We start from the raw sequence: 10,829 nt of genomic DNA, 5'->3' as shown, positions 1-10,829 counted from the left end.
AAATTTGCATTGGTCTGATCTAAAATCTATTGTCCATAGAGAATGGCTTTTTTCAGATTTTGAATTTCAATGAGTATTAACAAGACACCTCTACTTTAACATAAAGAAAAGTAGTGAGTACTTTCTCCCGTCGGAGATTTCCTCACTACTAAGCTTAGTATGTTTTTAGGGAACGGATAAACATGTCCACAGGATCTAGCGCCTCTTTCTCATTTTTAGGAGGCGGGTAAACCAGTCCACAGGACTCAGCCTCGCTCTCTAAATTTTAAGCTCGGGATAAAAAGGTCCACTGGACTCAACCTCGCTCTCTAATTTTTAAGCTCGGGATAAAAAGGTCCACTGGACCTTTTTATTCCCACTCAACTGTTGCGGGTGGTTTGCTGGTGATGTCGTAGACGATGCGGTTGACGTGGTCGACTTCGTTGACAATGCGGACGGAGATTTTTTTCAAGACGTCCCATGGTAGTTGGGCGAAGTCGGCGGTCATGCCGTCGATGGATGTGATAGCACGGATGGCGAGGGTGTAGTCGTAAGTCCGTCCGTCTCCCATAACGCCGACAGAGCGAACGCCGGTGTTAACGGTGAAGTATTGCCAAACGTCACGGTCGAGGCCAGCTTTTTGAATTTCTTCGCGGAGGATGGCGTCGGATTCGCGGACGGTTTGGAGTTTTTCTTCTGTGATTTCACCCATCACACGGATAGCAAGTCCTGGTCCTGGGAATGGTTGGCGCCATACAACTTCGTCTGGCATGCCAAGTTCTGTTCCGAGGGCACGGACTTCATCTTTGAAGAGGGTGTTGAGGGGTTCAATCAATTCAAATTGCAGATCTTCTGGGAGACCACCCACGTTGTGGTGGGATTTAATCGTTTGGGCAGTGTCTGTTCCAGACTCGATGATGTCTGTGTAGAGGGTACCTTGGGCTAGGAAATCAACTCCGTCCAATTTACGGGCTTCATCATCGAAGACATAAACAAACTCGTTACCGATGATTTTCCGTTTTTGTTCAGGATCCGATATACCAGCTAGTTTAGACAAGAAACGTTCAGCAGCGTCGGCTTTGACGATATTAAGGCCGAATTTGCCTCCGAGCATGTCCATAACCTGGTCGGCTTCACCTTTACGAAGGAGTCCGTGATCCACAAAGATACAGATCAATTGGTCACCAATGGCTTTTTGAAGTAGCACACCAACAACTGAGGAATCAACTCCACCGGAAAGACCAAGGAGGACTTTCCGATCACCAACGGTTTCACGGATTTTTTTGATTTCCATCTCAATGAAGTTGTTCATAGTCCAGTCGCCTTTGGCTCCACAGATGTTGAACACAAAGTTTTTCAAAAGATTGAAACCGTAGACGGAGTGGCGAACTTCTGGGTGGAATTGAATCCCGTAGAGATTTTTATCCGGATTTTCAATCGCTGCAAAAGGACAATCTAAAGAAGTACCGGTACGGACAAAGTTTTCTGGAATTTCTGTAACCGCATCACCGTGACTCATCAAAACCAGTTGCTCCTCAGGTGTTGCCGCAAAGAGTGAGCTGTCAGGTGTATGGGTTAAGTTGGATTGGCCGTATTCGCGGTTTCCAGCTTCACCAGCCGGCACAACTTTTCCACCCAACTTATGGGTCATCAGTTGCATTCCGTAACAAATTCCGAGTACAGGGATTCCCAACTCAAAGATTTCTGGGTCAATATCGAAGGATCCTTCTTCATAGACAGAGTTTGGACCACCGGAGAGGATGATTCCGATTGGGTTCATCTCTTTCACTTCTTGGGCACTGAGTTTATGGCTTTTTAGTTCAGAGAATACGCCCATTTCACGTACACGACGGGAAATCAATTGGTTGTATTGGCTACCATAATCCAGAACGATAATTTTTTCGACATCTTTCATGTCAGGAGTGATTGTAGTCATCTAATCCCTTTCCTAATGTTAGATTTTTTATAGTTTCCATTGTATCATAGACCTTAGTCCTTGCCAAGAAAGCTACATTAAGTTGACTTTTCCTCACTAGGTCACTAAAATAAAAAGAAGGAAGGGGGAGGAGCCATGCGCCCAGCTTACTTAGAAATACACGATGATATTAAAACCGCCATTGATCAGGGCCAATGGAAGATTGGGCAGCGCCTGCCTAGCGAGCGAGATTTAGCGACCCACTACCAGGTGAGTCGGATGACTCTGCGCCAGGCCATTACACTTTTAGTTGAAGAAGGGGTACTGGAGCGTCGCGTTGGAAGTGGAACCTTTATTGCTTCGACCCGTGTGCAAGAAAAAATGAGGGGAACGACCTCTTTTACAGAGATTATTCAATCGCAAGGAAAGGTACCGTCCAGTCAGCTGATTTCCTATCGGCGAACCCTACCCAGCCAGCAAGAGGTGGACTGCTTGGGGATTACCAAGGAGGAAAATATTATTCGCATGGAGCGGGTCCGGTATGCCGATGATCTCCCCGTTGTTTATGAAATTGCCTCTATCCCAGAGAAATTTATCAAAGACCTGCCCAAAGAGCAGGTAACCAGCCACTTTTTCCAAAGCCTTGAAGAAAAGGGCTACCGTATTGGCAAGTCCAGCCAGACCATCAGTGCTAAGCTGGTAGGGGATCCCATTGCCCACTATCTAAAACTTCCCAAGGGTCAGGCAGTTTTAGCGCTCACTCAATTATCCTACCTGGAAGATGGGCAAGCCTTTGAATACGTTAAAAGCCAATATGCGGCTGATCGCTTTGAATTTTATTTTGAAAACTAAGGAAATCGCCTCGAAAATCAGGCGGTTTCTTTCGTATTTTGATATAATGGAAATACTATGGAAATTGAAAAAACCAATCGCATGAACGCTCTGTTTGAGTTTTATGCTGCTTTATTAACGGATAAGCAGATGAACTATATTGAGTTGTATTATGCGGACGATTATTCCTTGGCGGAAATTGCAGAAGAATACCAGGTTAGTCGCCAGGCTGTTTACGACAATATTAAGCGGACCGAGCGGATTTTGGAGGATTATGAGCGCAAGCTGCATATGTATTCGGATTATATTGTTCGCAGCCAGATTTTGGAGGAAATCCAAACCGCCTACCCAGAGGACACTTTTCTCAAGGAAAAAATTGACATTTTAACCAGTATTGATAACCGAGAGTGAGGATGAAATATGTTTGAAAGTTTAACTGATCGCCTGCAGTCCGTATTTAAAAACTTACGGAAAAAAGGCAAGATTGATGAAAAAGATATTCAGGAAGCAACCAAAGAAATTCGCATGGCCCTCTTAGAGGCTGATGTGGCCCTTCCTGTTGTTAAAGACTTTATTAAACAAATCCGGGAACGGGCTTTGGGACAAGAGGTTATTGATACCCTTAACCCAGCCCAACAGGTGATTAAAATTGTCAACGAGGAGCTGACCAGCCTCTTGGGATCAGACCGAGCTGAGCTGGAAAAATCACCTAAGATTCCAACCATTATCATGATGGCTGGTCTTCAGGGGGCAGGTAAAACAACCTTCGCTGGGAAATTGGCCAACAAGCTGAAGAAGGAAGAAAATGCCCGTCCCTTAATGATCGCGGCGGATATCTACCGACCAGCTGCGGTTGATCAATTGAAAACCCTTGGCCAGCAAATTGATGTCCCTGTTTTTGCCATGGGAACAGAAGTCCCCGCCCTCGATATTGTCAAAGCTGGTTTAGAGCAGGCTCGTGAACAGAAAAATGACTACGTTCTGATTGATACGGCGGGACGTTTGCAGATTGACCAACTGCTCATGCAGGAGTTGAAAGATATCAAGGACTTTGCCCAACCAAATGAAATTCTCTTGGTTGTCGATGCCATGATCGGTCAAGAAGCAGCTAATATCGCCCGTGAATTCAATCAACAATTGGAAGTAACCGGGGTGATTCTGACCAAAATGGATGGTGACACCCGTGGAGGAGCAGCCCTATCCGTTCGCCAAATCACTGGAAAACCGATTAAATTCACCGGTACGGGTGAAAAAATTACCGACATCGAAGCCTTCTACCCAGACCGCATGGCCAGCAGAATCCTCGGCATGGGAGACCTACTGACGCTGATTGAAAAAGCTTCTCAGGAATACGATCAGCAAAAGAGTCTTGAGATCGCTGAAAAAATGCGGGAAAATACCTTTGACTTCAATGATTTCCTAGACCAACTGGACCAAGTCCAAAACATGGGACCAATGGAAGATTTACTGAAGATGATTCCAGGTATGGCTGGCAATCCAGCGCTGAAAAATCTTAAGGTCGATGAAAAAGAAGTAGCCCGCCGCAAGGCCATCATCTACTCCATGACCCCCGCTGAACGGGAAAATCCAGACCTACTAAACCCTGCCCGCCGCCGCCGGATTGCTGCTGGTTCAGGCAATAGCTTTGTCGAAGTCAACAAATTTATCAAGGACTTTAACCAGGCCAAACAAATGATGCAAGGGGTTATGTCCGGCGACATGACTAAAATGATGAAGCAAATGGGCATGAATCCCAACCAGCTTCCGAAAAATATGCCTAACATGAACGGCATGGACCTGTCCGCCTTGGAAGACATGATGGGAACCAATGGCATGCCAGACCTCTCCGCTCTCGGTGGCGATTTGGACATGAGCCAATTCTTCGGCGGCGGCCTCAAAGGTAAACTCGGCCAATTTGCAACCAAACAAGCCATGAACCGCATGAACAAACAGCTGAAAAAAGCCAAGAAAAAACGGAAGAAAAAATAGAGCCGGAAAAACTCAAGGTCGATCCAGAAAACCTTGAGTTTTCTAGCACATTCTGAATATGTGATATCCAACACAAGGGGGTCTGATGAAAGGAAAACAATGGATGGTCTTGGTTTGCATGGTCCTGGCTTTAGCAGCCTGTGGTCAAGAAGCCCAAAAGAAGGTTTCAGAAAATCCAAGCCAGCAATCCGCGAGCAAGGAACAGCCAGGAGTAAATAAGGTTCGTTACCAAGGAAATTACTACAGTGTTCAAGGAGCCGATGGCCAGGAAATTATCATTGTGAATAAAAAGCATCCGCTGAATGCCAACTATGCTCCTGGAGAAGACCCAAAAGTCCAAGCCGCTTTTAAGCAGCTGGTTGCAGCTATGCAGGAGGAAGGTTTCCCAATCAGTGACCATTATAGCGGTTATCGTTCCTACGAGAATCAAAGCCAACTGTATCAAAATTATGTTGCTCAAGACGGTCAGGCTGAAGCCGATCGTTATTCAGCCCGACCTGGCTATAGTGAACACCAAACAGGTCTAGCCTACGATCTTATTGATACAGCAGGAAATCTTTTAACGGAAACAAGGGTTAGCCAGTGGCTACGTGAGCATGCTGCAGATTATGGCTTTATTGTCCGTTATACAGAGGACAAGGAAGAAATCACGGGTTACACAGCAGAAAGCTGGCATATTCGGTATATTGGCTCAGAAGCCAAAAAGATTGCTCAATCCGGTTTGAGTCTGGAAGAATACTTTGAGGTGCCTGGCGGGGATTATGAAGATTAACAAGAGTTCCCCAGATAGTCTGAAAATTTTAGGCTATCTGGGGGAATCTGATTAACATAAATTTATTTTGGGGAGTTTTGAGAGGGGATAAATTACTGAATCTGCAAACCTAGGAACGTCTTTGGTTGAAAATAAATCTTTTTAGAGTTTTTAAGTCGAAAAGAGAATAGGATTATTGGCCCAAAAGAGCTTTTTAAAGATTTTATAAAATCGAGGATCCAAAAGTGGTTAGCAGTTCAGTCAATAACATCTTTCCGAAAAACTGTAATTTTCTTGAAAAAAGTTTTTGTCTTTGATACACTACTATTAGAGAATTTGGAGGTGCTTATGCGTCGTGAATTATTACTAGAAAAAATTGAAGATTTAAAACAAGTCATGCCTTGGTACGTTTTGGAATATTACCAATCCAAGTTAACCGTTCCTTACAGTTTTCCAACCTTATACGAATATCTAAAAGAATACCAGCGATTTTTTTCATGGTTGATGGAGACCGATTTAGTTTCGGTTACAGAAATCAAGGAGATTCCGATTGAAACGCTGGAGCATCTATCCAAAAAAGATTTAGAGGCCTTTGTTTTGTACCTACGTGAACGTCCCTTGTTAAATACCAATTCTACCAAGACCGGCTTGTCACAAACAACCATTAACCGGACCCTCTCGGCTCTCTCAAGTCTCTTTAAATTTTTAACCGAGGAAGTTGAAAACGAGCAAGGCGAACCTTATTTCTATCGTAATGTCATGAAAAAAGTTGCTACAAAAAAGAAAAAGGAAACTTTGGCAGCGAGGGCGGAGACAATTAAGCAAAAGCTCTTTTTAGGAGACAAGACCGAGGGATTCCTTCGCCACATTGAGGATGATTATCCCAAACAACTGTCCAAACGCGCCCTCAGCTCCTATGAGAAAAATAAAGAGCGAGATTTAGCTTTGATAGCCTTGCTACTGGCCTCGGGGATCCGTTTATCTGAAGCAGTTAACCTAGATGTGCGGGACCTCAATGTTCAGATGATGATTGCTGAGGTCACTCGGAAAGGTGGACGACGGGATGCCGTTCCTATTGCGGGCTTTGCCAAACCCTATCTGCTACAATACTTAGAGATTCGTGATAAACGTTACAAGCCTGAAAAACAGAATCTGGCACTTTTTTTAAGTGAGTACCGAGGTCAGGCCAATCGGATGGATGCTTCTAGTATTGAAAAAATGGTTGCCAAGTATTCAGAATCCTTTAAAATTCGAGTCACTCCCCATAAACTACGCCACACTCTGGCAACTCGGCTCTATGATGCTACTAAATCTCAAGTTTTGGTTAGCCATCAACTGGGGCATGCCAGTACTCAGGTTACAGATCTCTATACCCATATTGTCGACGAAGAGCAAAAAAATGCCTTAGATAAACTCTAAGGCATTTTTATCATTCATTATAGCTGCTTACGAGTCCTACTCTACGATCGCTTCTGCAATTTCTTGAGCTGAAATGCCAGCGAAATAGCGGCTTAGATCCAATTCTTGGAGTTTGGCAAGGACTACGTCTCTTTCATAGGCTAGGCCGATTAAGGCCTCCTCTACTGCCGCTACGTCTTCAATTCCGAAGAAATCTCCGTAAATCTTGAGATTATCAATGCGTGAATCAACCACATTGACGTAGGCATCAATCAAACCACTTGAGAATTTAATGGTGCGACGAATGTTGTAGGCTGGAGATTTACCGTAGTTCCAATCCCAGTTCCCAAATTTGGCATCGCGGTTTCGGTGAATTTCTTCCAGTTCAGTGTCTGAGAAAGTGTATTCGGTCATTTCCGGATATTCTTTTTTCATGTAATCCAATAGTAGATCGCGGAATTCCAGAACCGAAATTTTCTCTTCAAGCTCGTCAACAATGTTGGTCACACGCGCTCGAACTGATTTCACCCCTTTGGATTCGATTTTATGTTTAGAAACCTGAAGGGCTTTACTGAGGACAGATAGGTCTACATCAAAAAGTAAAGCTCCATGGTGCATGATCCGTCCCTTGATATAGGCTTGGGCATTTCCACCAAATTTCTTACCATCGATTTCTAAGTCATTACGACCGGTAAATTCAGCCTTGACCCCTAGTTCTGCCAGGGTATTGATGACTGGGATCGAGAAACTCTTGAAATCAAACAGCTTGTCTTGATCCTCATTGGAGATGATGGTGTAGTTGAGATTATTGTAGTCATGGTATACAGCCCCACCACCACTGATTCGGCGGACAACTTCAATGTCATTTTCCCGAACATAGTCTCGGTTAATTTCTTCAATGGTATTTTGGTGACGGCCAACGATGATGGATGGTTTGTTGATCCAGAGGATAAAGATCATATCTTCATCCAGCATTTGCTTGAAGGCATACTCTTCCAGAGCGATATTAAAAGCGGTGTCGTTGCTTTCGTTAACAATGTATTTCATGAAATCTCCTATTTCTTGGGAGCATGTACAGCTAGATTGAGGACATCTGCAAAGGCTTCATACATGACTTCTGAGTAAGTTGGGTGGCCATGGATGGTTTTAAGAACTTCTTCCACGGTGATCTCCATTTCAATAATGGTAGAGGCTTCATTGATCAATTCGGCTGCAGCTGGACCAATAATATGAACTCCTAGAACTTCTCCATATTTCTTATCAGCAATAACTTTTACAAAGCCTTGGGCGGCATCAGAAGCGATCGCACGACCATTGGCTCCAAAATTAAATTTACCGATAGCCACGTCATATTTTTCACGCGCCTGTTCTTCGGTCAAACCAACCGCAGCGACTTCAGGTAGAGTATAGATAGCAGCTGGTGTAAGGTTCAACTTAGCTACCACATGGTTGCCTTTTAGGGCGTTTTCTGCGGCCACTTCTCCCATCCGGAAAGCCGCATGCGCCAACATCTTGGTTCCATTGATGTCCCCAGGAGCATAAACACCTGCCACAGAGGTTTCCATGTATTCATTGACCTTGATACGGCCATTTTCTAGGTCAAAGTTAACTTCTCCCATACCTTCCAAGTCTGGAACCCGTCCGATTGAAAGAAGGGCTTTATCAGCTACGATATCGTCTTGACCAGCGACCTTGATCCGCAGTTTACCATTTTCTTCAATGATTTCTTCAAGTTTGGTTTCAGTATGGATGGTCATGCCTTTGCGTTCCAAGATGAGACGTAGGCTCTTCGAAATTTCCTTATCCATAGCTGGGACAATGCGATCGGTCATTTCGATAACAGTAACCTTCGAACCATAGGTCATAAAGGCTTGTCCCAATTCGATTCCGACTACTCCGCCACCAATAACAACCAGGTGTTCTGGAACTTCCTTAAGGTTCAGAATATCATCACTCGTCATAACAAGCTCAGATTCCATACCCGGAACGTTGATTTTACTTACTTTGGAACCACCAGCTAGGATAATCTTTTTGGTCTCAAGGAGCGTGCTTCCATCAACTAGGACATTTTTATCTTTGGTGATGGTTCCGACACCCATGTGAACATCGACTCCATAAGAGCGCATGAGACCTCCAACACCGCCAACCAGTGTAGCAACGACTTTATCTTTGGTAGCGACAACCTTGTCCATGTCGACAGTGAAATTTGGATTTTCAACCATGATTCCACGGTCAGCGGCATGTCCCAAACTTTCAATGATCTCAGCATTGTGGAGATAGGTTTTGGTTGGGATACAGCCACGGTTCAGACAGGTTCCACCAAGGGCTGTTTTCTCAACCAAGGCCACCTTACCACCTAATTGAGAAGCCTTAATGGCAGCTACATATCCAGCAGGACCACCACCGATTACAACGATGTCATAAGCAGCATCACTCTTGCTCGAATCTTCTTGAGCTGGAGCTGCACTAGGACTATCCGCAACTGGAGCGGCTGCAGAAGCTGTTGGAATATTTTCACCTTCGGCTCCGAGGTAACCAATGACTTCTGTGACCGGTACCGTTTCCCCGTCGCCTTTCAAAATAGCGATGAGGTAGCCATCCTCTTCAGCTTCTAATTCCATGCTGACCTTGTCAGTCATGATTTCCAGAAGAATTTCCCCTTCTTTGACAAATTCTCCTACTTTTTTATTCCACTGGACGATTTGACCTTCGGTCATATCGACACCGGCTTTAGGCATAATTACTTCTAAGGCCATTCTTTACTCCTTCTAAATTAACATTGAAATAGGATTCTCAATCAGGGCTTTCAAGTCTTTCATAAATTTAGCCCCTGCCATCCCATCTACGACACGGTGGTCAATTGTGAGACCAAGGCTCATCATCGGGCGGATAACCACTTCACCATTTAAGGCGACTGGCTTCTCAATTGTTGCACTCACACCAAGAATCGCTGAGTTGGGTTGGTTGATGATGGGACCAAAGGATTGGACACCAAACATCCCCAGATTACTGATGGTAAAGGTTGAATTTTGCAATTCACTTGGAGCTAGTTTCATATCCAGCGCGCGACCAATGACATCTTTAAAGGCTACAACCAGCTGGGAGAGGGATAGTTTTTCGGCATTAAAGACAACCGGGGTCAAGAGACCACCATCCATCCCTACAGCCATGGCTAAATTCACATAATCATGGGTAATAATGGTTTGACCATCTTCGGTCAAGCTAGAGTTGAGGTAGGGGTGTTTCATCAAGGTTTTGATCACCGCTAGTGAAATCAAGTCGGTTACAGTCACCTTTTTGCCTGTCTCTTCCATAATTGGATCCAGAACCTTCTTACGTAAGGCCAACATCTCGGTCATGTCAACCTCATAATTGAGGGTAAAGGTTGGTGCAGTGAGATAAGAATCGACCATGCGTTGGGCAATGACTTTGCGCATCGGTGTCATTGGAATCCGTTCAATCGTTCCCCATTCGGTTTGTGTATCTGGAACTTCCTCGACTTTTTCAATCACAGCTGGAGACTTGGTGGTTCCTTCTTCGAGGTTCTCTGGTAGCAGAGCCAAGATGTCCTGTTTCATAATTTTACCATTGACTCCCCGCCCCTGAATTTCTTGCCAAGCAATATTGTGTTCCATGGCAATCCGTTTTGCCAAGGGTGAAATTCGGACTACATGGGCATTCTTATGGTCCGCTACATCTTCTTGATGGACCCGTCCTTTTGCTCCCGTTCCAGCTACATCATAGAGATTAATCCCCAATTGATCCGCTAATTTACGAGCTGCAGGAGTTGCTCTTAGTTTTTCGTCAGACATTGCTTCTCCTTATTCTTTATTTACGGTTTTCAGAATGGTTTCTTTAATACTTTCAACTGTTGGAATCATCGCATTCTCCCCAAATTATTCATACCTCAAACAACTCCGTGTAAATAGCTAAAAAATCATCAGAAATTGCCAAAAAACAATGGCA

General features: G+C 44.4%; 9 protein-coding genes. 5 read left to right on the top strand and 4 right to left on the bottom strand.

All coding sequences use genetic code 11. The annotated features are described in order from the left end of the window. Positions 1–349: 349 nt before the first annotated feature. Positions 350–1,915, bottom strand: coding sequence for a glutamine-hydrolyzing GMP synthase (gene guaA, locus N4310_RS05400; protein WP_262092377.1), 1,566 nt, complete (start codon positions 1,913–1,915; stop codon positions 350–352). Positions 1,916–2,050: 135 nt separating this feature from the next. On the opposite strand from guaA, the gene N4310_RS05395 reads away from it, so the two are divergent. From N4310_RS05395 to xerS, 5 genes are all read left to right on the top strand, one after another. Then, the gene (locus tag N4310_RS05395) at positions 2,051–2,746 is read left to right on the top strand and encodes a GntR family transcriptional regulator (RefSeq protein WP_262092376.1); all 696 of its coding nucleotides are present in this window, start codon (positions 2,051–2,053) and stop codon (positions 2,744–2,746) included. Positions 2,747–2,803: 57 nt separating this feature from the next. After that, a complete protein-coding gene (locus N4310_RS05390; protein ID WP_160332220.1) occupies positions 2,804–3,136 on the top strand; it encodes a putative DNA-binding protein in 333 nt (110 codons plus the stop codon). A 9-nt stretch (positions 3,137–3,145) separates the two neighbouring features. Next, positions 3,146–4,714: a signal recognition particle protein gene (gene ffh, locus N4310_RS05385; protein ID WP_262092375.1), complete on the top strand. Its 1,569-nt coding sequence runs from the start codon at positions 3,146–3,148 to the stop codon at positions 4,712–4,714. 85 nt (positions 4,715–4,799) lie between these two features. Continuing rightward, positions 4,800–5,486, top strand: a complete 687-nt coding sequence (gene ldcB, locus N4310_RS05380; RefSeq protein WP_262092374.1) for an LD-carboxypeptidase LdcB/DacB — start codon at positions 4,800–4,802, stop codon at positions 5,484–5,486. Between the two features lie 327 nt (positions 5,487–5,813). Beyond that, on the top strand, positions 5,814–6,884 hold the full coding sequence (gene xerS / locus N4310_RS05375) for a tyrosine recombinase XerS (protein ID WP_262092373.1): 1,071 nt from the start codon (positions 5,814–5,816) through the stop codon (positions 6,882–6,884). A gap of 36 nt (positions 6,885–6,920) precedes the next feature. Here the strand turns inward: xerS and N4310_RS05370 are convergent, their stop codons facing one another. From N4310_RS05370 to N4310_RS05360, 3 genes are read right to left on the bottom strand one after another with little or no spacing between them, the layout of a single operon-like run. After that, entirely contained in the window at positions 6,921–7,910 is a 990-nt protein-coding gene (locus N4310_RS05370) for a lipoate--protein ligase (protein ID WP_262092372.1), read from the bottom strand. An 8-nt stretch (positions 7,911–7,918) separates the two neighbouring features. Further along, positions 7,919–9,619, bottom strand: a complete 1,701-nt coding sequence (gene lpdA, locus N4310_RS05365) for a dihydrolipoyl dehydrogenase (protein WP_262092371.1) — start codon at positions 9,617–9,619, stop codon at positions 7,919–7,921. A 12-nt stretch (positions 9,620–9,631) separates the two neighbouring features. Beyond that, positions 9,632–10,675, bottom strand: a complete 1,044-nt coding sequence (locus N4310_RS05360; protein ID WP_160332226.1) for a dihydrolipoamide acetyltransferase — start codon at positions 10,673–10,675, stop codon at positions 9,632–9,634. Between the last annotated feature and the right edge of the window lie 154 nt (positions 10,676–10,829).

Origin of the sequence: Streptococcus danieliae, assembly GCF_025447695.1 — a bacterium.
Lineage (GTDB): Bacteria > Bacillota > Bacilli > Lactobacillales > Streptococcaceae > Streptococcus > Streptococcus danieliae.
This window is presented reverse-complemented; position numbering and strand designations above follow the sequence as displayed.

What these genes read in the sequence shown, in the direction of transcription:
- guaA (WP_262092377.1), bottom strand. Translation starts at nt 1,915, where the DNA reads ATGACTACAATCACTCCTGACATGAAAGATGTCGAAAAAATTATCGTT.
- N4310_RS05360 (WP_160332226.1), bottom strand. Translation starts at nt 10,675, where the DNA reads ATGTCTGACGAAAAACTAAGAGCAACTCCTGCAGCTCGTAAATTAGCG.
- xerS (WP_262092373.1), top strand. Translation starts at nt 5,814, where the DNA reads ATGCGTCGTGAATTATTACTAGAAAAAATTGAAGATTTAAAACAAGTC.
- ldcB (WP_262092374.1), top strand. Translation starts at nt 4,800, where the DNA reads ATGAAAGGAAAACAATGGATGGTCTTGGTTTGCATGGTCCTGGCTTTA.
- N4310_RS05390 (WP_160332220.1), top strand. Translation starts at nt 2,804, where the DNA reads ATGGAAATTGAAAAAACCAATCGCATGAACGCTCTGTTTGAGTTTTAT.
- ffh (WP_262092375.1), top strand. Translation starts at nt 3,146, where the DNA reads ATGTTTGAAAGTTTAACTGATCGCCTGCAGTCCGTATTTAAAAACTTA.
- lpdA (WP_262092371.1), bottom strand. Translation starts at nt 9,619, where the DNA reads ATGGCCTTAGAAGTAATTATGCCTAAAGCCGGTGTCGATATGACCGAA.
- N4310_RS05395 (WP_262092376.1), top strand. Translation starts at nt 2,051, where the DNA reads ATGCGCCCAGCTTACTTAGAAATACACGATGATATTAAAACCGCCATT.
- N4310_RS05370 (WP_262092372.1), bottom strand. Translation starts at nt 7,910, where the DNA reads ATGAAATACATTGTTAACGAAAGCAACGACACCGCTTTTAATATCGCT.